We start from the raw sequence: 21,972 nt of genomic DNA, 5'->3' as shown, positions 1-21,972 counted from the left end.
CGCTGACCGCGTACGAGGCCCACAACCACCCGAACTGCCGCCCCAGCGACCGCCCAGCCCTCATCCCCAGCGCCCCCTCACCTCGTCACGTCCACCGGCCACAGCAGAGCGAACAGCGGTTGCCGCGGAGCCCCGAGCCCGCGCCTAGCGGTCCGGGCTGTCGGCGGCGGCCATGACGCGCAGCGCGTTGGGGTCCAGGCCGATCCGGATCGGGGTCTCGCCGTACGGCTCGCCGTCGACCTCGACGCGCGCCGGCGGGTCGGTCTCCAGCCAGAGTTGACGGACCGCGAGGAAGGGGTCGTCGCCGAGCGTGCGGCGGTGCCCGGTCGCCGCGTTGCGGGCGGTGTCGCGCAGCAGCTCGCGGCGGGTCGGACCGCCCACCGGGTACGCGACCAGGAGCCGGTCGTCGGCGTTCGCGTCGGCGGTGATCGGCCGGCCGGCGTGGAAGCCGCCGTTGGCCACGTACAGCTGGTGGGTGACGACCTCGTGCTCGCGCCCCTCGGCCCGCACGGTGGCGCGCAGCGGCCGGTGCCGGGCCAGCAGCGCCAGGGCCGTGATCGGGTACGCGAGCCGGCCGGTGGCCCGCTTGAGCCGCGGCGGCGCGGTGAGCATCACGTCGGCGGACAGGCCGATGCCGACGTGGTTGGTGAACCGCATGTCGCCGACCAGCCCGAGGTCGACGTCGATCACCTTGCCGTCGGTCAGGACCGCGACCGCGGCGTCCAGGTCGAGCGGGATGCCCACCGTCCGGGCGAAGTTGTTGGTGGTGCCCAGCGGCAGCAAGCCGAGCGCGATGTCGCGGTGGGCGAGCAGCCGCGCGGCCGTGCCGATCGTGCCGTCGCCACCGCCGGCGACCAGGAGGTCCGGCCCGAGGTCGGCGGCCGCGGCCAGGTGCTGCTCGAGCTCGTCGGGCCGGTCCACCGGGTACGTGCCGAGCAGGGTGAAACCGGCCGCCGCCAGGCGCGACCGGGCGCCCTGGTAGAGCCGGCGACCCCGGCGGGAGTGGGTGTTGACGACGAGCGCCGCGCGTCGTTCCCGCCGGATGGCCTCGCCCAGCTCCTGCTTCGTCCGCATACGGCCAGACCCTATAGGTGAACGCCGTGCCGCTGAGCCAGGGTGAGGAGATGCCAGGACGCACTTCTCCGGAAAGGAGTGGCCAGACCGAGGCGCCGGTCAGGTGCCCACGGCGAGCTCGGCGACGGCCCGTCGGATCTCCGCGATGTCGGACCATTCGCGGCGGGGGTGTACGCGGTTGGTGAGCAGGACCGCCACGAGGTCCCGGCGGGGGTCGACGAGCAGAGCGGTGCCGGTGAAACCGGTGTGGCCGAACGCCCCGGCCGCCGCCCGCGTGCCCATCCAGTGCGGGTCGCCGATGCGCACGCCGAGACCGTGGCGGAAGCCCGGGTCGACGGCCGGCGGCAGGTGGTCGCGGGTCATCTCCGCCACGGTGTCCGGGCGGAGGACGCGGACCCCGTCGACGGCCCCGCCCTGCCGCAGCATCTGCCCGAAGCGGGCGACGTCGGCGGCGGTGCCGAACAACCCGGCGTTGCCCGCGGTTCCTCCGAGGGACCACGAGTTCTCGTCGTGGACGCTGCCGCGCAGCATGCCACGGCCGAGGTGGGGCTGGTGTTCGGTGGCTGCGGCCCGGGCCGCGCGTGCGGGTCCGGGCAGGAAGCCGGTGTCGGTCAGCCCCAGGGGCCGGCAGACCCGCTCCTGCACCAGGTCGGGCAGCCGCTGGCCGGTGATCCGCTCGGCCAGGAGCCCGGCGACCAGGAATCCCACGCAGGAGTATTCGAAGGTCTCGCCGGGTCGGTTGACCAGCGGGGTGCGCAGCACCGCCCGGACCCGGGACGCCTGGTCCGGCCAGTCGGTCCACAGTTGCAGCAAGGCCGGCAGCCCGGAGGTGTGGGTGAGCAGGTGGCGCAGGGTGATCCGCCGTCGCTCGCCGTCGCCGAAGGTGGGCAGCCACCCGGCGATGGGCTCGTCGAGGCTCGTCCTGCCCTCGTCGACGAGGGTGAGCAGGACGGCCGTGGTGAACAGTTTCGTCACCGAGGCGAGGTCGAAGATCGTGGACGCCAGGGCGGGCTGGCGGGTCTCCGCCGCGACCAGGGCGCCGTCCGCGTCCGCATACCGGGACAGGTGACCGACAGTAACCAGGTCGGTGGGGTGGCCATCCCGCTGGATCAGCGCGACGGCCGCGCTGTAGAGCGGGCGGTGTCCGCCTTCCAAGCCCCTGACCAGCGTTGCTCTCAGTCTGGACACGGACAGCACCATAGCGCAGACGGCAACTTTCTTCAGCTAGCGCCCGCATGCCGGAAACTATTGACACCGTTCCGTCACCCCTTGATACTCGGTCGCCGGGCGTACGGCCAGAGAATGCGGCGCCCGCGGCACTCGCGGCGATGCGGCCGTGGGCATACCGGAGGGAAGGAACGTGAAGCTCCCCAGCGCGCTGAGCGCACCAGCGACCAGGTGTGTGCTGGCCGTCGCGGCCGCCGCCCTCGTCGCGACGGGCTGCTCCAGCGGCACACCCGGCAAGGAAGGGTCGACCGGCAGCGGCACGCTGGTCGTCGGCTACACCGCCGACCCCAACACGCTCGACCCGTGGAAGGCCACCCAGTTCCAGGCGGTGCACCTGCTCGAGCAGGTGTACGGCACGCTCACCGAACTCGACGGCGACCTCAACGTCAAGCCCGGCCTGGCCGAGAAGTGGCAGTACGCCGACGGCAACAAGACGCTGACCCTGACCCTGCGTCAGGGCGTGAAGTTCCACGACGGCAAGCCGTTCAGCTCCGCCGACGTCAAGTCGTCGATCGAGCGCATCCAGAAGCCCGAAACCGCGGCGGTGGCCGCGGCCACCGTCAAGTCGATCCAGTCGGTCGACGCGCCCGACCCGCAGACCGTCGTGCTGCACCTGACGGCGCCGGACGCGGGCCTGCTCGCCGGATTCGCCACCACCAACCTGGCGATGCTGTCCAAGGACGACACCTCGGAGGCGATCGGCCAGAAGCCCAACGGCACCGGCGCCTTCACGTTCGGCAGCCGCACCGCCGGCCAGTCGGTGAAGCTGACCGCCAACGGCGACTACTGGGGTGGCAAGCCGAAGGTGGGCGGCCTCGAGTTCCGGATCATCCCGGACCAGACGTCGGTCGTCGCGGCCCTGCAGTCGGGCAACGTCCAGTTCGCCACGCTCGACGACCCGCTGGTCGCGAAGTCGGCCGAGGGCAGCGGGCTCAAGGTGGCCAAGACGCCGAGCCTGTCGTACCACGTGCTGCAACTCAACGCCCGCAAGGCGCCACTGGACAAGCTCGACGTGCGGCTCGCCATCTCCTGCGCGATCGACCGCAAGCAGGTGCTGGACACCGCCGCCCTCGGCGCGGGCGAGGTGACCGGGCCGATCACCTCCCCGGCGTACAAGTCCGACCCGAACGCCCGCCCCTGCCCGACCCGCGACGTGGCCAAGGCCAAGCAACTGCTGGCCGGCGCGGGCCTCGCCAACGGCGTCACCATCCCGGCGATCGTCTCGCAGGGCGAGTACGCCACCTCCGTGAACGAGGCCCAGAACCTCCAGGCCCAGCTCAAGGAGGCCGGCATCACGCTCGACCTGCAGACGCTGGAGTCCGGGGCGTACGTGGACAAGTGGGTCGCCGCCGACTTCACCGCGGCCGTGGCGCTCAACGGCGGCCGCCCGGACCCCGACGGCATGTACGGGCGCTACTTCACCAGCACCGGCAACCTCAACAGGGTCGCCGGCTACTCCTCGCCCGAGCTGGACAAGCTCTTCGCCGAGGGCAAGGCGACCACCGACCCGGCCAAGCGCAAGGAGATCTACACCCAGGTCTCCCGGCACCTGGAGGACAACGCGGCCTGGGTGTGGCTCTTCTCGAGCTACGGCTACACCGCCACCACCCAGGGCGTCGCCGGCTTCACCCCGATGGCGAACGGCTCTCTGCAGAACCTGCGCGAGACCTCGCTGCAGTGACCGCACGACCTGCCGGGCGGTGCGCGCACCGCCCGGCAGGACCCTCACTCAAGGAGGTGCCGGTGCGGTCCATCGCACGTCACCCGCTGCTCCGCCGGCTCGTGGAGACGGTGCTCACCCTCTTCGGGGTCGCGGTGCTGGTCTTCACCACCCTGCGGGCGATTCCCGGCGACGAGATCACGGCCACCCTCGGCACCGAGGCCGCCGGGCTCAGCGCCGAGCAGCAGGAGTCCCTGCGCGCCTACTACGGCCTGGACAAGCCGCTGGTCCTGCAGTTCTTCTCCTGGCTGGGCAACGTGCTCACCGGCAACCTCGGCTTCTCCCGCCGAGCCGGCGCAACCGTCGGCGAGATGACCGCCAACGCCCTGCCGGTCACGATGGAGTTGGCGGTCCTGGCCACCATCGTCGGTCTGCTGATCGGGGTGCCGCTGGCCATGCTGTCGGCGTCCCGCCCCAACGGCGTCCGCGACGGGTTCGGCCAGCTCGTCGGCCTGGCCGCCCTGTCCGTGCCGAACTTCCTCCTCGGCGCCGCGCTGCTCACCGTGATCTCGCGGTACGCGCACTACAACCCCAACGCCCAGGGCTTCGCCCACTTCACCCAGGATCCGCTGCTGAACCTCCAGCAGATGCTCTTTCCGGCGCTGATCCTCGGCTTCGGCCTCGCGGCCCCGATCATGCGTACCGCGCGGTCGGCGCTGCTGGAGGTGCAGACCCAGGACTTCGTCCGCACCGCCCGGGGCAAGGGCGTCGCGCCGTGGCGGCTGCGGGTGCGGCACGTGCTGCACAACGCGCTGAACCCGATCGTCACCATGACCGGCATCCAGTTCGGCTACCTGCTCGGCGGCGCCGTGGTGGTCGAGCAGATCTTCTCGGTGCCGGGCCTCGGGCGGCAGGTCCTCGCGGGCATCCAACAGAAGGAGTACGCCGTGGTGCAGAGCACCGTGCTGGTGATCGCGACCACGTTCGTCGTGGTCAACCTCCTCACCGACCTGCTCTACCGGGTCATCGACCCGAGGGTGCGTGCCGCATGAGCCAGCACGGCACGATCCACGGCGGAGGGCGGGCATGACGGCCGCGGTCGCCGGGCAGCAGGTGCCGGTGGCGGCGCCACCGGCCCGCGCGGCGGCGTGGCGGCGCCTGCTGCGCAGCCCCGCCGGTCTGGTCGGCGCGCTGCTGGTGGCGCTCGTCGTCGCCGCCGCGGGCACCGCCCTGCTCGGGCTGACCCCGTACGACCCGATCGCCCAGCACCCGCAGGCCCGCCTGCAGCCGCCGTCGGCCCAGTACTGGTTCGGCACCGACCAGTTCGGCCGCGACGTGTTCTCCCGTTCCCTGGCCGGCGTGGGCAACTCCCTGCGTGTGGCCGTCGTCGCGGTGTTCCTCTCCGCCCTCGTCGGCACCACCGCCGGCATCTGCGCGGGCTTCTACGGCGGCCGGGTACGCGGGCCGGTGCTGGCCGTGACGAACGTGCTGTTCGCCTTCCCGCCGCTGCTGCTCGCGCTGACGCTCGCGACCACGTTCACCCGCAACTGGCTGACCATCGCGATCGCCATCGCCATCGTCTACGTGCCGATCTTCGTCCGGGTCAGCCGCGGACCGGTGCTGTCGCTGCGCGAGACCGACTTCATCAAGGCGGCCCGGGTGCTCGGCATCCCGACCTGGCGCATCCTGGTGCGTCACCTGCTGCCGAACCTCGCCGCCATCGTCATCGTGCAGGTGACCCTGTCGTTGTCGTGGGCGGTGCTCACCGAGGCCGCGCTGAGCTTCCTCGGCCTGGGCAGCCCGCCACCCGCGCCGTCGCTGGGGTCGATGGTCTTCGACGCCAAGATCCTGGCCGGTACGGCCTGGTGGAACCTGGCGGCGCCGGGCGCCGTCATCGTCGTCTTCGTGGTCGGGCTCAATCTGCTCGGCGACGGGCTGCGCGACGCCCTCGACCCGAGAAATGGACGCAACGCATGACGGATCGCCTTGGTGACCTGCTGACCGAACAGGTCGACGACCGGTACGCCGGCCTCGACACCGCGTCGGTCGCGCAGTTGGCGGCGGTCATGAACGACGCCGACGCGACGGTGCCGGGCGCGGTGCGGGCGGCGCTGCCGCAGATCGTGCCGGCCATCGAGGGGGTCGCCGACCGGCTGGCGGCCGGTGGTCGGCTGCTCTATGTCGGGGCGGGCACCGCCGGCCGGATGGGGGTGCTCGACGCGTCGGAGTGCCCACCGACGTTCAGCACCCCACCGGAGCTGGTGCGCGCTGTCATCGCGGGCGGCAGCGCGGCGGTGTTCGCGGCCCAGGAGGGCGTCGAGGACGACGAGGCGGCCGGTACGGCGGTGATCGCGGAATGCGCGGTCACGGCCGCCGACGCGGTCGTCGGCATCTCGGCGAGCGGCCGCACCCCCTATGTCGTGGCGGCGGTCCGGGCGGCCCGCGCGCGGGGCGCGCTGACGGTCGGGCTGTCGTGCAACGCCGGCACGCCGTTGAGCGCCGCCGCCGACCGGGCGATCGAGGTGCTCGTCGGCCCCGAGGTGCTGGCCGGCTCGACCCGGCTGAAGGCGGGCACGGCGCAGAAGTTGGTGCTCAACATGATCTCGACGATCTCGATGATCAGGCTGGGCAAGACGTACGGGAATCTCATGGTCGACCTGCGGGTGACCAACGTGAAACTGCGCGACCGGGCGGTCCGCATCATCCGGCGGGTCACCGGGGTCCCCCGCGCCGACGCCGAGGCGGCCCTCGACCGTGCCGGCCTGGATGTCAAGGCCGCGATTCTCATGCTCGACCGCCCGGCCGACGTGGCGGATCCCCGGCAACGGCTGGCCGCGAGCGGCGGTCGGCTGCGCGAGGCACTGGAGGCGAGCGCGTGAAGGTCCTGGGCATGATCTCCGGTACGTCCCACGACGGCATCGACGTGGCGGCGGTCGACTTCACGCTGCGCGACGGTGTCCTGCACGGCACGGTCGGCTACGCGGACAGCTCGCCCTACCCGGAGGAGCTGCGCGTCCGGCTGATGCGGGCCCTGCCCCCGGCGGCGCTGACCTTCGCCGAGGCGTGCGAGCTGGACACGCTGATCGGTCAGGCGTTCGCCGAGGTGGCCGCCGACGCGGCCGAGCGGGCCGGCGGGGTCGACCTGATCTGCTCGCACGGACAGACGGTCTACCACTGGGTGCAGGGGCGACAGGTGCGGGGAACGCTGCAGATCGGGCAGCCGGCCTGGATCGCCGAGCGCGCCGGTGTCCCGGTCGTCGCCGACGTCCGGGTGCGGGACGTGGTCGCCGGGGGCCAGGGCGCGCCGCTGGTGTCGCTCATGGACGTCATGCTGCTGTCCGGCCTGCCGGGCCGGCCGGCCGCCCTCAACCTGGGCGGCATCGCCAACGTCACCGTGCTGCGGCCGACCGGTGGCGGCGGCCCGGTGGCCTACGACACCGGGCCGGCGAACGCGCTGATCGACGCCGCCGTGGTGCGGACCAGCCGGGGGCGGCTCCGGTACGACGAGGACGGCCGCCTCGCCGCCGCCGGCCGGGTGGACGACGCCCTGCTCACCGCACTGCTCGCCGAGCCGTACTACCGGCTGGACCCGCCGAAGACCACCGGCAAGGAACTGTTCCACGCCGACTACCTGGAGCAGGCGTTGACGGCGCATTCCGGCCTGTCGGACGCGGACATCGCCGCGACCCTGACCGCGCTGACCGCGCAGACCGTCGCCGACCAGGTGCGTCGCCACCAGGTCGACACCCTCGTCGCCTCCGGCGGGGGCTGCGCCAATCCGACGCTGATGGCGATGCTGCGGGAGCGGCTGGCCGGGGTGCGGGTCACCACCACCGCCGAGTTCGGCGCGCCGACCGACACCAAGGAGGCTGTCGCCTTCGCGCTGATCGGCTGGCACACCGCGCACGGCCTGCCCGGCACCGTTCCGTCGTGCACCGGCGCCACCGTCGCCCAGGTGCTCGGCGCCATCGTGCCCGGCGCCACTCCCCTGCGTCTGCCCGAACCACTGGCCACCGCCCCCACCGCGCTGCGCCTCACCGGAGCCGCCCGATGACCGCCCTTCTCGAGCTCGCGGACCTGCGCGTGTCGGCCCGGTCCGGTCGCGCCGACCGGGAGATCGTGCACGGCGTCGACCTGACCGTCGAGGCCGGACAGACCGTGGCGGTCGTCGGCGAGAGCGGCTCCGGCAAGTCGCTGACCATGCTCGCCGTGATGGGCCTGCTCACCGATCCGCTGCGCGTCACCGGCGGGACCGTGCGGCTCGGTGACCGCGATCTGACCGCGCTCTCCGAGCGGGAGCTGCGCACCATCCGCGGCAACGACGCGGCGATGATCTATCAGGACCCGATGACGTCGCTCAACCCGCTGATGCGCGTCGGCGATCAGGTCGTCGAGGCGATGACCGCGCACGGCGTACCGAAGGCCGAGGCGGGGCGGCGGATGCTCGACCTGCTGGCCCGGGTCGGCATCCCCGACCCGAAGCGCACCGCCCGGGCCTACCCGCACGAGTTCTCCGGCGGGATGCGCCAGCGGGTGATGATCGCCTGCGCGCTGGCGATGCGCCCCCGGCTGCTCATCGCCGACGAGCCGACCACCGCGCTGGACGTGACCATCCAGCAGCAGATCCTGGCGCTGATCGACGAACTGCGCCGGGAACTCGGCATGACCACCATCTGGGTCACCCACGACCTGGGTGTGGTGGCCCGCCTGGTCGACCGGGTCGTGGTGATGTACGCGGGCCACGTGGTCGAGGACGCGCCAGTGCGGCAGGTGTTCAGCGCTCCGCAGCATCCGTACACGAAGGCGCTGCTGGCCGCGCTGCCCGACCCGACCGACGACGACCGGCCGCCGCTGGCCCAGATCCCCGGACGGCCACCGGCCGCCACCGATTCGGTGGAAGGATGCCCGTTCCGGCCACGGTGCGCGCAGGCGGTGGACGCGTGCGCGACCCGCCCCGCGCTGCAGCCACGGGCGCAGGGACGGGCCGCGTGCTGGGTGCCCCCGCACGAGTGGAGGAACTGATGCTGACGGCGACCGATCTGGTCAAGCAGTACCCGGTGCGGGGCGGCGACGAAGTCGTGCACGCCCTCGCCGGGGTCTCGCTGACCGTCGGGGACGGCGAGACCCTCGGCATCGTCGGCGAGTCCGGCTGCGGCAAGTCGACCCTGGCCAAGCTGCTGGTACGGCTGGAGGACCCGACCTCCGGCACGGTCGAGCTGGACGGGGTGGACCTGACCGCGCTGCGCGGCCCCGCGCTGCGCCGGCAGCGCCGGCACATCCAGATGCTGTTCCAGGACCCGTACTCCTCGCTCAACCCGCGGCTGCGCGTCGGCCAGGCGCTCGGCGAGGTGCTGGCCGTGCACCGGCTCGCCGACGGCCGGCAGCGCGAGCGGCGGGTGGGCGAGCTGCTGGAGATGGTCGGGCTGGGCGCGGCGTTCGCCGCGCGCTACCCGCACGAGCTCTCCGGCGGGCAGCGGCAGCGGGTCGGCATCGCCCGGGCCCTCGCGGTGGAGCCGAGGGTGCTGCTGCTCGACGAGCCGGTGTCGGCGCTCGACGTGTCGGTCCGGGCCGAGATCATGAACCTGCTGGTCGACCTGCGCCGCGACCTGGGCCTCAGCTACGTGTTCATCAGCCACGACGTGGCCATGGTGCGGCACATCAGCGACCGGGTGGCGGTGATGTACCTCGGCCGGGTCGTCGAGATCGGCGACTGGAAGTCGGTGCTGGACAACCCCCGGCACCCCTACACCGCCGCCCTGTGCGCCGCGGTGCCCGCGCCCAACCCGGAGCTCTCCCAGCCGATCGAGGCCACCGTCGCCGGGGAGGTGCCCGACCCGGCCGCCCCGCCGGCCGGCTGCCCGTTCCACCCGCGGTGCCCGCTGGCGCAGGACGCGTGCCGGCGGCTCGACCCGGCGTTGCTGCCGCTTCCGCTGGGTTCCGGCCACCAGGTGGCCTGCCACGTGGCCACCGAGCAGGTGACCGGCCGGTCGCTCGCCCCGTCCGGCTCGTGACCGCGCCGGTGCGGGTCCGCCGGGCGGTGCCGGCCGACGCGGACGCCGCCGGCGCCGTCTTCCTGGCCTGCTGGCACGGGTCGTACGCGGACCTGCTGCCGCCGCCGGTGCGGGCCCGCTACGACGGGGCGAGCGCGGTGGCGCTGTGGCGCCGGGTCCTCGCGGCGGCGCCCGACGGGGTGCTCGTCGCCGACGTGGCCGGGCACGGGGTGCGCGGGGTCGTGCGGTTCGGCGCGGACCCGGACGACGCGCGCCGGGGACACGTGTTCAGCCTGTACGTGCACCCGGACGCCCAGGGTCTCGGGCTGGGTCGGACGCTGCTGCACGCCGCGGCCGGGCAGCTGCGGGCTGGCGGGTACGGCACGGCGACGCTGTGGGTGTTCGCGGGGAACCATGCTGCTCGCGCCTTCTACGCGGGGCAGGGCTGGACGCCCGACGGCGGCACCCGGGTGGAGGAGGCGTACGGCGAGCCCGAGGTGCGGCTGCGCCGGCACCTGCCGGCGGTCACGCCCATTCAGTGAATTTCAACAACATCTGCTGGTGATAAACTTCTCGGCATGGCAGCGGGCCCGTGGCAGGCGGTGACGGCCCTGGTCGACCAGGTCCGCCGGGCGCTGTACGACTACGTGCGCAGTCAGGACCACCCGGTGACGCGGGACGAGGCCGCCGAGGCGCAGCGGATCTCGCGCAACCTGGCGGCGTTCCACCTCGACAAGCTGGTCGCCGCCGGACTGCTGCGGGCTAGGTACGCGGCGCCGACCGACCAGCCGCGCGGCCGGGGCAGAACGCCGAAGGTGTACGAGGCGGCGCCGGGCTGTATCGCGCTGACCATCCCGGAGCGGCGCTACGACCTGATCGGCGAGATCCTCGCCCAGGCCGTCGCCGAGGATCCCACCGATGCCAGGTCCGCGGCGCTCCGCCTGGCGGGGCACCGGGGCGTGGCCCTCGGTCGTCAGGTCGGCGCCGGCGGGCCGGTCGCGGACGTGCTGGCCGAGCTCGGCTTCGAACCGACCGACGACGACGAGCTGATCCGGCTGCGCAACTGCCCCTTCCACGAACTCGCCGTCCAGCAGACCGAGCTGGTGTGCGGCCTGAACCAGGCCTTCGTCGCCGGTCTGCTCGACGGGCTCGGCCGGACGGACCTGCACGCGCGGCTGGCTCCCACCCTCGGCGCCTGCTGCGTACAGATCCGCCCGGCCTGACCCGCCGGCCACCGCCTCCCGCTCGGCGGTACGCCCGCTCAGCGCAGCAGATCGCCGAGCGGCACCCCCGGGTCGGCGAGCCGGGCCAGGTCGACCGCCCGGCCGGCGTGGCCGGCCCGCACCAGCGCCTGGATCTGGTCGGTCACGTCCCACACGTTGGCGTTCATCCCGGCCAGCACCCGGCCCTCGGAGACCCAGAACGCCAGGAACTCGGGCGCCCGGCCGTGCACCACGGCCGGGTCGCCGCGGAACACCACCTGGTCGTAACCGTCCGGGGCCACCCACCCGGAATACTCCATCCCCAGGTCGTACTGGTCGGAGAAGAAGTACGGCAGTCGGGTGTACTCGACCTGCTGGCCCAGCATGGACCGGGCCGCGGCCGGGCCGCCGTTGAGCGCGTTCGCCCAGTGCTCCACGCGGATGTGCCGGTGCAGCAGCGGGTGGAGGGCGTTGGCCACGTCGCCCGCGGCGTGGATGTGCGGGTCGGAGGTGAGCAGCCGGGCGTCGGTGACGATGCCGTTGTCGACCTTCAGGCCCGCCGCCTCGGCCAACTGCACGTTGGGCTGGATGCCCACGCCGACGACGACGGTGTCGGCGGCCAGTTCGGTGCCGTCGGTCAGCAGCACCGAGGACACCCGACCGGTCCCCCGCAGCTGTCGGACCCCGACGCCGAAGTGGAAGGTGACGCCGTGGTCGCGGTGCAGGTCGGCGAAGACCCGGGCGACCTCGTCGCCGAGGACCCGCTGCAACGGCAGCTCGGCGGTCTCCACCACGGTCACGGCGGCGCCGTGCCGGCGGGCGGCGGCGGCGATCTCCAGACCGATCCAGCCGGCGCCGATCACCACGAGGTGGGCCTGGTCGGTGACGGCTTCGGCGATCCGATCGGAGTCCGCCAACGTGCGCAGGTACAGCACCCCGTCCAGGTCGGCGCCGGGAACATCGAGGCGGCGGGGCGTCGAGCCGGCGGCCAGCAGCAGCTTGTCGTAGCCGAGCCGTTCGCCGTCGGCGAGGACGACCTGGTGGGCTTCGCGGTCGATGCCGGTGACCCGGGTCGCGGTACGCAGGTCGACGTCGTTCGCCTCGTACCAGCCGGCGTCGTGCACGTACACGTCGCGCCGCGGCGTGCTCCCCAGCAGCAGGCCCTTCGACAGCGGTGGCCGCTCGTACGGCCGTTCGGGTTCCTCACCGAGCAGGATCACCCGGCCGGCGAAGCCCTCCTCGCGCAGTGTCTGGGCGGCCTTGGCACCGGCGAGGCCGGCGCCGACGATGACGAACGTGGGACTGCTGTCCATGCCGCTCTCCAATCGGGTCAGTGGGCTCCGGTGAGGGAGAAGAACTCGGCCCTGGAGCGGGCGTCGTCCCGCAGGGTCCCGAGCAGGGTTGAGGTCACGGTGGTGGCGCCGGTGGCCCGCACTCCGCGCAACGTCATGCACAGATGCTCGGCCTCGATGACGACACCGACGCCCTTGGGAGCCAGTTCGAGGGCCAGCCAGTCCGCCACCTGCTTGGTCAGCCGCTCCTGCACCTGCGGTCGGTGGGCGAAGAGCTCCACGACGCGGGCGAGTTTGGACAGTCGAAGGATCCGGTCGCCCGGCAGGTAGCCGACGTGTGCGACACCGACGAACGGCAACAGGTGGTGCTCGCACACCGACCGGATGGGAATGGACCGGGCCAGCACCAGTTCGTCGTAGCCCTCGTCGTTGGGGAAGGTGGTCAGGTCGAACGGGCGCGCGGTGAGCAACTCGGCGTACGCCCGGGCCATCCGGCCCGGCGTGTCACGCAGGCTTTCGGAGTCCAGGTCGATGCCGAGCGCGGTCAGGAACCGCGCGGCGGCCTGTTCGGCGGCGACCAGGTCGCGCGCCGGTTGCTGGTCGACGCGTCGTGGGGCCGGAGCGATGGTCACCTGAGCTGCCCTCCAAGCGGTGGTTCCTGCAATCGCCATCCTGGTCCCCTGGCTCCTGAATTTCAATAGCGGGCACTGGTTAAATTCGCCGCCCGGCGCGGGCGCGACGACGGTCGGCGGCAGGTCCGGGCGGCTGAGCAGGCACTTGACGGAATGCGTTAGTAACGCCTAACGTGTTTTTGGTGATCGACGCGTTGTCTGCCGCTGCTGAACCCACCCGGCGACGGATCCTGCAGCTGCTCGCGTCGCAGCCCCGCACGGTGAGCAGCATCGCGGCGGAGTTCACCGTCACCCGGTCGGCGATCTCCCAGCACCTGTTGCTGCTGGCCGAGGTCGGCCTGGTGACGGCCGAGAAGGTCGGCCGGGAGCGCATCTACCGGGTCGTACCCGACGGACTCCGTCAGCTGCAGGCCGAGATCGACCGGTTCTGGACCGCCGAGCTCGACCTGCTGGTCGCCGACGCCCACGCCCTGAAGTCTCAACGGATCGAGAGAGACCACTGATGTTCACCAAGACCGTCGTCCTCCCCGTCGACATCGACGAGGCATTCGCCCTCATCACCGAGCCGGAGCGGCTGCGCCGCTGGCAGACCGTGTCGGCCCGCGTCGACCTCCGCGTGGGCGGTGACTACCGCTGGACCGTCACCCCCGGCCACGTGGCGGCCGGCACCTTCCGAGAGGTCGAACCCGGCAAGCGGGTCGTGTTCGGCTGGGGTTGGGAGGGCAACCCGGACCTCGCCCCCGACACCTCGACCGTCTCCATCACGATCGAGCCGGTCGCCGACGGCACCCGGGTCACCCTCACCCACGAGGGGCTCACCGACGAGCAGGCGGCGATGCACGCCAAGGGCTGGAACCACTACCTCGGCCGTCTCGAGAAGGCCGCCGTCGCCGGGGATGCCGGCCCGGACGAGTGGTCCGCCGCTCCCGAGCGGCTCGACGAACTGTCCGCCGCCGACGCCACCCTGGCCGTGCTCCAGACGGTCCTGCGCCGGCTGACCTCCTCCGACCGCGCCAAGCAGACCCCCTGCGCGGACTTCACCTGCCACGACCTCGCCGAGCACCTGTTCGGCTCGATGGTCACCCTCGGCGCGATGGCCGGCGTCGAGGTCGTGAACCCCGGGACGGGTTCGCTGGAGGACCGGACGGCCACCATGGCGGCGCAGGCCATCGAGGGATGGCGCGCCCGGGGCCTCGACGGCGCCGTCGCCGCGCCCGGCGGCGGCGAGATGCCGGCCGCGTTCGTGGCGGGCATCATGCCGGTGGAGTTCCTGTTGCACGCCTGGGACCTGGCCCAGGCCAGCGGCACGCCCCTGGCCGTCAGTGACGAGGTCATGGCCTACGTCCACAAGCTCGCCGAGCAGATCGTCCCCGGCGGCCGCGGCTCCTCGTTCGGCGACGAGGTGACCCCGCCCGTGGACGCCGACCCGATGGAGCGGCTGGCCGCCTTCTCTGGCCGTCGCCCCCTGGCCGGATGACAGGATCCGACGATGCAGATGCCGAAGCCCACGGACGCTGACAAGCAGTTCTTCCGGTCCGCCGTGTCCGACGCCCCAGGGGTCGAGGTCAAGCCGATGTTCGGCAACCTCGGCGCGTTCGTGAACGGCAACATGTTCGCCGGGCTGTTCGGCTCGTCGGTCGGCGTGAAACTCGCCGCCGACGATCTGGCCGAACTCGCGACGATCGAGGGTGCGGGACCCTTCGGCCCTGCGGAGCGACCGATGGGTGGCTACCTGGCCCTGCCCCCGTCGTTCAGCACCGAGCAGGCGACGGTCTGGGTCGACAGGGCTCGGGGGTACGTCGCGACGCTGCCGCCCAAACCCAAGAAGGAGAAGCGGTAGCAACGGCCGCCTGAGCCGCGAGCGCAGCCGGCCGCCGGCATGCGAGAGTGTGGGCCGGGCGGACTGGTGTCGACGTTGCCGCAAGCCCCGGAGCAGGAAGGCGGTCCGCCGATGTTCAACACCGCACGCCTGCAGGTCGTGCTGGAGATCGCCCGGCACGGCACGATCGTCGCCGCCGCGGAGCAGCTACGGCTGAGCCCGTCGGCGGTCTCCCACCAGCTCGCCACGCTGGAGCAGGAGGCCGGGGTGGCGCTGGTGGACCGGGGGCCGCGCAGCCTGCGGCTCACCGCCGCCGGCCAGCGCCTCGCGGACTACGCGCAGCAGATCGCCGACCTGATGTCGGCCGCCCGCGACGAGCTGTCCGCGCACGGCGAGGGCCGGCGGGGTCTGCTGCGCATCGGGTTCTTCGCGACGGCCGGCGCGGAGCTGCTGCCGCGCGCCCTGTCGAGCTTCACCCGGGACCATCCGCAGGTCGAGCTCGCGCTGATCCTCGGGCAGCCGGACGAGCTGCTGCCCCGGCTCAACCAGGGCGAACTGGACCTCGTGGTGGTGTTCGACCACCCGTTGAGTCCGGCCCAGGCTTCGCCGTACGTGAAGGTCGAACCGCTGATGGTGGACCCGCAGCTGGTGGTGCTTCCGGCCGACCACCCGCTGTGCGGCCGGCGGCGGCTGCGGCTCGCGGACCTCGCCGCCGAGCCGTGGATCACCACCCTCGGCGTGCAGGGCGAGGTGTCGGTGCTTGAGCTGGCGGCGCGGGCCGAGGGCTTCCAGCCGCGGATCCGGTGCCGCAGCGACCACTACGAGGTGGTGCTCGGCCTGGTCCGGGCCGGCGTCGGCGTCGCGCTGGTGCCGTCGCTCGGCCTGCGCAACCCGGGTCAGGTGGCGGTCCGGCAGCTCGCGCACGGCAAGCTGCACCGGGAGATCGGCGTGGCGTTGCGCCCCGGCAACCCGAACCCGGTGGTGGGCAGCTTCGTCGAACGGCTGACCGACGCCGCCGCGGGGCTCAGTCAGGAGCTGTCCGAGCGGTGGGCGCCGGCGAGCCGGTCGACCGTCGTGCCCCAGCGCCGCAGCTCCGCCACGGCGGCCCGCTCCGCCCCGGGCTCGAACGCCGCGATCACGGCGTAGACGACCGTGTGCCGGCCGGACACGATCCCGGTGTCGGCCCGTACGCCGGTGTCGGTGCCGGTCTTGTTCAGCACCCGGACGCCGTCGCCCGACCACGGGTCGTGGCCGATGGAGTCGGCCACCAGGGTGTGGTCGGTGTTCCCGGCGAGCCAGTCCCGCAGCAGCGCGCACGCCCGCGGGCGCTGCCAGGTGCCGGCCGCCACGTCGGCGAGGAACGCGCAGAGCTCGCGGGCGGTGCCGGTCGCGAAGGTCTCCGGTACGCCGGGGCCGCGCTCGGCCCGGATCCGGTCGTGCACGGTCGTGTCCCGCAGGCCGGCCTGGCAGGCCAGGTCCTGCACGGCGTCGAGCGTGACCAGGCGGAGCAGCGCGTTCGTAGCGGCGTTGTCGCTGACCGCGGCCACCGCCGTGGCCAGGTCGGCGACCGTCCACCACCGGGGCGACAGCGCGCCGAGCAGGCCGGTGCCGCCGACCTCCCGGTCCTCATCGAGCAGCTCCACCCGCCGGTCGGCGGCGAGGGTGCCGTCGGCGAGCCGTCGGGCCACCTCACCGAGCAGCAACACCTTGCCGACGCTGGCCAGCCGGAGGACCCGGTCCGGGTCGACCGAGATGCCGCGCCCGTCGTCCAGCCGCCGCACCAGCGCCCCGATCCGCACGCCGGCGGCCGGGCCCCCACCGGCCGCGCTCATCGCCGTCCCGGCACGGCCGGCTTCCTACCGGTCACGGCCAGCACCCGGCCGGGCCGGGTGTCGGTGACCTCACCGCGGTGCACCACGACCCGGCCGCCGACCACCACGCAGCGGACGCCGCGCGGCGGCGCCAGCGGATCGTCGTACGTGGCGCCGTCGGCGACCCACTGCGGGTCGAAGACCACCAGGTCGGCGGCGTACCCGTCGGCGAGCAGGCCGCGGTCCCGCAGGCCGAAGCGGCGGGCGGGCATCGCGGTCATCTTGTGCACCGCGTCCGCCAGCGGCAGCAGACCCACGTCGCGTACGTAGTGCCCGAGCACCCGGGCGAAGCTGCCCGCCCAGCGCGGATGCGGGCGGCCCCCCTTCGGTACGCCGTCGGAGCAGAGCATGGTGAGCGGGCTGGCCAGCACCCGGCGGACGTCGTCCTCGTGCATGGAGTGACTGAGGATGGTGACGTCGCCCCGTTCGGCGGCGAGCAGGTCGCAGGCGTAGTCCACCGGGTCGGCGCCGCGCGCGGCGGCCAGGTCGGCGATGGTGCGCCCCTGCGCGTCCGGGTTGTTCGGGGCGGACGCGACGCGGATCAGGTCCCAGCCGCCGTTGCCCACGGTGTTCTCCCAGCCCGGCACTCCGCCGACCAGGTCGGCACGGATCCGGTCGCGGACCGCCGGGTCCGCGACGGCGGCGAGCATCGCCGACACCCCGTCGGCGATCACCCAGGGGGGCAGCATCGCGAGCAGGGCCGTGCTGCCGGCGGTGTACGGGTAGACGTCGCAGGCGACGTCCAGCCCGTCGGCACGCGCCCGGTCGAGTCGGGCCAGGGTGCGGACGGTGGCGCCCCAGGCCCGCCGGCCGGCGGTCTTGTGGTGGGAGACCTGCAGCGCCGACCCGGCGGCGGTGGCGATCTCGATCGCCTCTTCGAGGGCCGACTCGACCTGGGACATCTCGTCGCGCAGGTGCGTCACGTACGGCTTGCCGTGCGCCGCCGCGACCCGGGCCAGGGCGATGACCTCGTCGGTGCCGGCGTTCACTCCGGGCGAGTAGATCAGGCCGGTGGACAGGCCGGCCGCGCCCGCGGCGAGCGCCTCGTCGAGCAGCCCGCACATTCGTCGGGTCTCCTCCGGCGTCGCGCGCCGTTGAGCGAAGCCGACCACGGCGGCGCGCAGCGTCCCGTGCCCCACGAGGGCGGCGAGGTGGTTGCGCCGGGCCGCGCCCTGCGCCGCGGCGAACTCCGCGAACGACGCGTACGCCGCCGCGGGCGGCCCGAAGGTCGCCGCGATCAGCTCCCGCACCGGCCCGCCGCGCTCGGGCGGGACCGGAAAGGGGCTGATCCCGCAGTTGCCGCAGATCTCGGTGGTCACCCCCTGGAGCAGCGGCGCCCGGCGCAGCACCTCCCGTTGCTCGTCGTCGCCGGCCAGCAGGTCGGAGTGGGTGTGCACGTCGACGAAGCCGGGTGTGACCACCAGACCGGCGGCGTCCACCACCGCGGCGGCGGGCGTGCCGCTGGACGGTGGCAGCAGCACCAGCCGTCCCTCCCGTACGCCCACGTCGGCCGGGCGGGCCGGCGCGCCGGTGCCGTCGAGCACGTCCCCGCCGGTGAACAGCAGGTCGAACCGCGCCATCACAGCACCTTGGACAGGAACGCGCGGGTCCGGTCGTGCCGCGGCGCGGCCAGCACGTCCCGGGGCGGCCCCTGCTCGACGATCAGGCCCTCGTCCATGAAGACCAGGTGGTCGCCGACCTCACGGGCGAAGCCCATCTCGTGGGTCACCACGATCATCGTCATCCCGCTGGCCGCCAGGTCCTTCATCACCTCGAGCACCTCCCCGACGAGTTCGGGATCGAGCGCGGAGGTCGGCTCGTCGAAGAGCATCAGCTTCGGTGACATCGCCAGGGAGCGCGCGATGGCCACCCGCTGCTGCTGCCCGCCGGAGAGTTGCGCCGGGTAGTGGTGGGCGCGATCGGCCAGCCCGACCCGGTCGAGCAGCTCACCGGCGCGCCTGCGGGCCTCGGCCGCCCTCACGCCCTTCACTGCGACCAGGCCCTCCATCACGTTCTCCAGCGCGGTGCGGTGCGGGAACAGGTGGAACCGCTGGAACAACTTGCCGATCGACTCGCGCTGCCGGCGCAGCCGGGCGTCCGGCAGCGGCCGCAGCCGCCCGCCGCGCTCCTCGTACCCGATCAGCTCGCCGTCGACGTACACCCGCCCGGCCTGCGGCTCCTCCAGGTGGTTGAGGCAGCGCAGCAGGGTGGACTTGCCGGAGCCGGAGGGGCCGACCACGCAGACCACCTGGCCGCGCTCGATGGTCAGGTCGATGCCGCGCAGCACCTCCAGCCGGCCGAAGCTCTTGCGCAGGGCCCGGCACCGCACCATCGGCGCGGTCATCGCGCGCTCCCGGAGAACCGCAGGTTGCGGGCGATCCGCCCGCGCAGCGTGCCCGGCACCGTGGTGCCGAAGCCGCGGCTGAACCGGCGTTCCAGGTAGTACTGGCCGGCGCTGGCGACGGTGGTGAGGACCAGGTACCAGATGGACGCGACGATGAGCAGGGCGATCACCTCGAAGTTCGTCAGGTAGAGCCGCTGGGCGACGGTGAGCAGGTCGGCGCCGGCGATCACCGAGACGAGCGAGGTGGTCTTCAGCATGGAGATGAACTGGTTGCCGGTCGGCGGGACGATGATCCGCATCGCCTGGGGCAGCACCACCCGCTTCATGATCTTCGTACGGGACATGCCCAGTGCCGCCGCGGCCTCCTGCTGACCGGGGTCGACGGCCCGCAGGCCGGCGCGCACGATCTCGCTCATGTACGCGCCCTCGTTGATGCTGAGCCCGAGCAGCGCCGCGACGAAGCCGGTGACCAGCGTGTTCGTCTCCCAGGTGATCAGCTTCGGGCCGCCGAACGGCACGCCCAGACCGATCTCGGGGAAGATCAGCGCGATGTTGAACCAGAAGATCAGCTGCACCAGCAGCGGCGTGCCGCGGAAGAACCAGACGTACGCCATCGCGCCGGTACGCAGGATGCGGCTGTCGGAGACCTGCATCAGGGCGACCACCACGCCGAGCACCACACCGATGACCATCGAGGCGACGGTGAGCTGGACGGTGACCCAGAGCCCGTCCAGGATGACCCGGTCGAACTGGTAGTCGGCGACGATGTCCCAGTGCAGGTTGGGGTTGATGGCGACGGTCCATCCCAGCCAGACCAGCACCAGCGCCGTCACCCCGGCGGCCAGCCAGCGGCCGGGCCGGAGGGGATGACTGATCCGGTTCGCTTCCGGCGCTTCCGAGCCGGTGGGCCCGGCCGCAGCCGGGCCCACGACGGTCGCGTCCACCGGCGTGCTCACTGCTGGGCGTTGACCGTGGCGGCCTTGACCGCGCTGCCCTGCACGCCCCACTTCTCCATGATCTTGGCGTACTCCCCGCTGTCGATCAGTTCCTGGAGCGCCTCACGCACCGCGTCGCGGAGCTGGCTGTCCTTCTTGTCGATCGCGATGCCCCACGGGCCGGCCTCGTACTGGGCCTCCAGCACCTCGTACTTGCCGCTCTCCTGGGCCAGCATCTTGGCCACCGGGTAGTCGACGATGGTGGCCACCGCCCGCCCGGCGTCGATCTGCAGCAGGCCGGTCGGGGCGTCCTCGCTCTGCGAGATCGTCATCTTCTTGCCGCACTTGGCGTTCTGCCCCTCGCCGATGGCGAGGTTGGAGCTGCCCTTGGCGAGCACCACGGCCCAACCGCACAGGTCGGCCAGGTCCTTGACGCCGGCGGGGTTGCCCTTGGCCACCATGATCGCGCCACCGGCCTGGAAGTAGTCGACGAAGTCGACCGCCTTACGCCGCTCCTCGGTGTCGCTCATCGAGGACATCGCCAGGTCCCAGCGGTCGGCCTGCAGTCCCGGGATCAGGCCGGGGAAGCTCGCGTTGGTCATCTCCAGCTTCAGGCCGAGCCGCCCGGCGATCGCCGCGGCCAGCTCCGGGTCGACGCCGATCAGGTCCAGGGTGCCCTCCTTGTACATCTCCATCGGCGGGTAGCCCTCGGCGGTGGCGACCCGGAGCACGCCCTTCTCCTTGAGCGCGGCGGGTACGAGGTCGATGGCCTTGGCGTCGGCGGCGACCGAGGCCGACCCACCGGCCTGCGACGTCTGACCGCTCGTCGAGCGTCCGCAGCCGGTGAGGGCGACCGAGAGAGTGGCAAGACCGATGACGACGCGGAGCGCCTGCTTCCTGAGCACCGGGAACCTCCTGCTGGGACGACTGGCGGGGACCATATCGCGGGAGTCGGCAGCGTGAACAGCCTGAATGCTTTACATGGTGAGCACCGAGAAAGTCGATGCTCGGGCGGAGGGTCGCGGAGGGCAGACCCGACGCGGCGGCAGGGTGCATCACTGTTGGCTGATTGGCTAAGCGATCCTATGTGCTACGTTGTCGGTCGTGTCCTTGCTGCGTCTGGGTCGGCTGCGGAGTACGTCGGTGTTCATCCTGTGACCCTGCGCCGGTGGGCGGATGAGGGAACGCGTGGCGGTGACGTGGGTCGGTCGGGAGCGTCGTTTCGACTCTTCCCTGCTCGACGTGTTTGTCGGACGCGTTGAGGCGGTACGGCCGCGCCGTGAGGCGTTGTATGTACGGGTGTCTGGTTCGACTGGCCAGGAGTCGTCGCTGGTGGCCCAGGAGGCAGAGTTGCGGGCTACGGCTGCCAGCGAGGTGGTGGCCGTGTTCAAGGACCGGGCGTCTGGGTTGCGGGAGAACCGGCCGGGACTTGCCCGGCTGCTGAAGGCAGCGGCGGCGGGCGAGTTTACGGTGGTGAGAGTGACGCACAGCGATCGGCTGGCCCGGTTCGGCGGCGCGTGGTTGACCGCTCTGCTTGCCCGTGATGGGGTGAGCGTCGAGGTGTTGCATGCGAAGGGTTCGGCCGGTGGGGTCGAGGAACTCTTGGATGATTTCATGTCCCTGGTGGCCACGTTCGCGGGCCGAATGTATGGGATCCGGTCTCGTGAGGCCAGGCGTCGGCTGCTGGCAGCCGCGGGTGGGGACGTTGGGTAGTGACGGGTTCCGTGCTGACGTCGACCGCGACGTGCACTGCGTACCGGGCGGTGTGTGGCGGTAAGCCCGACGCGCCCGGTGTGCAGGGGCCGGTGGTTGGGCGGATATTGGCCGAACGGGTGGGGTGGCTGGCGGACCTGGTTCGGGGCATGGCCGACGAGGTGATCGCTGCGCATTGGTCGGATGGGGACCTTGCGGTTCTTGCGGGTGGGG

At 72.7% G+C, this 21,972-nt stretch carries 24 protein-coding genes; 15 read left to right on the top strand and 9 right to left on the bottom strand.

All coding sequences use genetic code 11. The features are described from left to right. Nucleotides 1–144: 144 nt before the first annotated feature. Together DKT69_RS31310 and DKT69_RS31305 are read right to left on the bottom strand one after the other, a co-directional pair. Nucleotides 145–1,074: a diacylglycerol/lipid kinase family protein gene (locus tag DKT69_RS31310; RefSeq protein ID WP_109805034.1), complete on the bottom strand. Its 930-nt coding sequence runs from the start codon at nucleotides 1,072–1,074 to the stop codon at nucleotides 145–147. Nucleotides 1,075–1,173: 99 nt separating this feature from the next. Continuing rightward, nucleotides 1,174–2,262 carry a serine hydrolase domain-containing protein gene (locus DKT69_RS31305; RefSeq protein ID WP_161557988.1) on the bottom strand — a complete coding sequence of 363 codons (1,089 nt, stop codon included), beginning with the start codon at nucleotides 2,260–2,262 and terminating at the stop codon, nucleotides 1,174–1,176. A 172-nt stretch (nucleotides 2,263–2,434) separates the two neighbouring features. On the opposite strand from DKT69_RS31305, the gene DKT69_RS31300 reads away from it, so the two are divergent. The 9 genes from DKT69_RS31300 (at nucleotide 2,435) to DKT69_RS31260 (ending at nucleotide 11,174) form a co-directional block, all read left to right on the top strand. Next, nucleotides 2,435–3,982, top strand: a complete 1,548-nt coding sequence (locus tag DKT69_RS31300) for an ABC transporter substrate-binding protein (protein WP_109805032.1) — start codon at nucleotides 2,435–2,437, stop codon at nucleotides 3,980–3,982. Between the two features lie 62 nt (nucleotides 3,983–4,044). Next, nucleotides 4,045–5,013 carry an ABC transporter permease gene (locus DKT69_RS31295; RefSeq protein WP_109805036.1) on the top strand — a complete coding sequence of 323 codons (969 nt, stop codon included), beginning with the start codon at nucleotides 4,045–4,047 and terminating at the stop codon, nucleotides 5,011–5,013. A gap of 34 nt (nucleotides 5,014–5,047) precedes the next feature. Then, entirely contained in the window at nucleotides 5,048–5,938 is an 891-nt protein-coding gene (locus tag DKT69_RS31290) for an ABC transporter permease (RefSeq protein ID WP_109805031.1), read from the top strand. Next, a complete protein-coding gene (murQ, locus tag DKT69_RS31285) occupies nucleotides 5,935–6,840 on the top strand; it encodes an N-acetylmuramic acid 6-phosphate etherase (protein ID WP_109805030.1) in 906 nt (301 codons plus the stop codon). The genes DKT69_RS31290 and murQ overlap by 4 nt, the downstream gene beginning before the upstream one ends. A gap of 11 nt (nucleotides 6,841–6,851) precedes the next feature. Next, on the top strand, nucleotides 6,852–8,015 hold the full coding sequence (locus tag DKT69_RS31280; protein WP_201749957.1) for an anhydro-N-acetylmuramic acid kinase: 1,164 nt from the start codon (nucleotides 6,852–6,854) through the stop codon (nucleotides 8,013–8,015). Next, nucleotides 8,012–8,983, top strand: coding sequence for an ABC transporter ATP-binding protein (locus DKT69_RS31275; RefSeq protein WP_109805028.1), 972 nt, complete (start codon nucleotides 8,012–8,014; stop codon nucleotides 8,981–8,983). Before DKT69_RS31280 ends, DKT69_RS31275 begins: the two co-directional genes overlap by 4 nt. Then, nucleotides 8,983–9,972 carry an ABC transporter ATP-binding protein gene (locus DKT69_RS31270; RefSeq protein WP_236648469.1) on the top strand — a complete coding sequence of 330 codons (990 nt, stop codon included), beginning with the start codon at nucleotides 8,983–8,985 and terminating at the stop codon, nucleotides 9,970–9,972. The genes DKT69_RS31275 and DKT69_RS31270 overlap by 1 nt, the downstream gene beginning before the upstream one ends. Next, nucleotides 9,969–10,493 (top strand): GNAT family N-acetyltransferase, encoded by a 525-nt coding sequence (locus tag DKT69_RS31265; RefSeq protein ID WP_146231261.1) that lies wholly within the window; start codon nucleotides 9,969–9,971, stop codon nucleotides 10,491–10,493. The genes DKT69_RS31270 and DKT69_RS31265 overlap by 4 nt, the downstream gene beginning before the upstream one ends. A 36-nt stretch (nucleotides 10,494–10,529) precedes the next feature. Then, nucleotides 10,530–11,174: a helix-turn-helix transcriptional regulator gene (locus DKT69_RS31260; RefSeq protein WP_109805025.1), complete on the top strand. Its 645-nt coding sequence runs from the start codon at nucleotides 10,530–10,532 to the stop codon at nucleotides 11,172–11,174. A 38-nt stretch (nucleotides 11,175–11,212) separates the two neighbouring features. Here DKT69_RS31260 and DKT69_RS31255 read toward each other — a convergent pair whose 3' ends face one another. Both DKT69_RS31255 and folE read right to left on the bottom strand, forming a co-directional pair. After that, complete coding sequence (locus tag DKT69_RS31255; protein ID WP_109805024.1) at nucleotides 11,213–12,466, bottom strand: NAD(P)/FAD-dependent oxidoreductase; 1,254 nt, start codon at nucleotides 12,464–12,466, stop codon at nucleotides 11,213–11,215. A gap of 17 nt (nucleotides 12,467–12,483) precedes the next feature. Next, nucleotides 12,484–13,077: a GTP cyclohydrolase I FolE gene (gene folE / locus DKT69_RS31250; protein WP_236648468.1), complete on the bottom strand. Its 594-nt coding sequence runs from the start codon at nucleotides 13,075–13,077 to the stop codon at nucleotides 12,484–12,486. 182 nt (nucleotides 13,078–13,259) lie between these two features. Here folE and DKT69_RS31245 point away from each other — a divergent pair, with 182 nt between their 5' ends. The 4 genes from DKT69_RS31245 to DKT69_RS31230 all read left to right on the top strand — a co-directional run bounded on the left by DKT69_RS31245 (nucleotide 13,260) and on the right by DKT69_RS31230 (nucleotide 16,042). Further along, a complete protein-coding gene (locus tag DKT69_RS31245; protein WP_109805022.1) occupies nucleotides 13,260–13,580 on the top strand; it encodes an ArsR/SmtB family transcription factor in 321 nt (106 codons plus the stop codon). Then, entirely contained in the window at nucleotides 13,580–14,554 is a 975-nt protein-coding gene (locus DKT69_RS31240; RefSeq protein ID WP_236648467.1) for a TIGR03086 family metal-binding protein, read from the top strand. Before DKT69_RS31245 ends, DKT69_RS31240 begins: the two co-directional genes overlap by 1 nt. A gap of 12 nt (nucleotides 14,555–14,566) precedes the next feature. Beyond that, nucleotides 14,567–14,917 carry a TfoX/Sxy family protein gene (locus DKT69_RS31235; protein ID WP_109805020.1) on the top strand — a complete coding sequence of 117 codons (351 nt, stop codon included), beginning with the start codon at nucleotides 14,567–14,569 and terminating at the stop codon, nucleotides 14,915–14,917. A 111-nt stretch (nucleotides 14,918–15,028) separates the two neighbouring features. Next, entirely contained in the window at nucleotides 15,029–16,042 is a 1,014-nt protein-coding gene (locus DKT69_RS31230; protein WP_109805019.1) for a LysR family transcriptional regulator, read from the top strand. Here the strand turns inward: DKT69_RS31230 and DKT69_RS31225 are convergent. From DKT69_RS31225 to DKT69_RS31205, 5 genes are read right to left on the bottom strand one after another with little or no spacing between them, the layout of a single operon-like run. Then, a complete protein-coding gene (locus DKT69_RS31225) occupies nucleotides 15,925–16,728 on the bottom strand; it encodes a serine hydrolase (protein ID WP_109805018.1) in 804 nt (267 codons plus the stop codon). The two genes, DKT69_RS31230 and DKT69_RS31225, sit on opposite strands and share 118 nt — an antisense overlap. Next, the gene (locus DKT69_RS31220) at nucleotides 16,725–18,347 is read right to left on the bottom strand and encodes an N-acyl-D-amino-acid deacylase family protein (RefSeq protein WP_109805017.1); all 1,623 of its coding nucleotides are present in this window, start codon (nucleotides 18,345–18,347) and stop codon (nucleotides 16,725–16,727) included. Before DKT69_RS31220 ends, DKT69_RS31225 begins: the two co-directional genes overlap by 4 nt. Further along, nucleotides 18,347–19,111: an amino acid ABC transporter ATP-binding protein gene (locus tag DKT69_RS31215; protein WP_109805016.1), complete on the bottom strand. Its 765-nt coding sequence runs from the start codon at nucleotides 19,109–19,111 to the stop codon at nucleotides 18,347–18,349. Before DKT69_RS31215 ends, DKT69_RS31220 begins: the two co-directional genes overlap by 1 nt. Further along, nucleotides 19,108–20,055, bottom strand: coding sequence for an amino acid ABC transporter permease (locus DKT69_RS31210; RefSeq protein WP_236648466.1), 948 nt, complete (start codon nucleotides 20,053–20,055; stop codon nucleotides 19,108–19,110). Before DKT69_RS31210 ends, DKT69_RS31215 begins: the two co-directional genes overlap by 4 nt. A gap of 8 nt (nucleotides 20,056–20,063) precedes the next feature. Then, the gene (locus DKT69_RS31205) at nucleotides 20,064–20,951 is read right to left on the bottom strand and encodes an ABC transporter substrate-binding protein (RefSeq protein ID WP_201749956.1); all 888 of its coding nucleotides are present in this window, start codon (nucleotides 20,949–20,951) and stop codon (nucleotides 20,064–20,066) included. A gap of 271 nt (nucleotides 20,952–21,222) precedes the next feature. On the opposite strand from DKT69_RS31205, the gene DKT69_RS31200 reads away from it, so the two are divergent. Next, the gene (locus DKT69_RS31200) at nucleotides 21,223–21,759 is read left to right on the top strand and encodes a recombinase family protein (RefSeq protein ID WP_201749955.1); all 537 of its coding nucleotides are present in this window, start codon (nucleotides 21,223–21,225) and stop codon (nucleotides 21,757–21,759) included. 11 nt (nucleotides 21,760–21,770) lie between these two features. Then, nucleotides 21,771–21,972: hypothetical protein (locus DKT69_RS40290; RefSeq protein ID WP_236647323.1), on the top strand; the 202-nt coding region annotated here is incomplete at its 3' end.

The organism is Micromonospora sicca (assembly GCF_003172935.1).
Taxonomy (GTDB): domain Bacteria; phylum Actinomycetota; class Actinomycetes; order Mycobacteriales; family Micromonosporaceae; genus Micromonospora; species Micromonospora sicca.
Note: the sequence above shows the minus strand (reverse complement) of the source record. Positions and strands in the feature narration are given on the sequence as shown.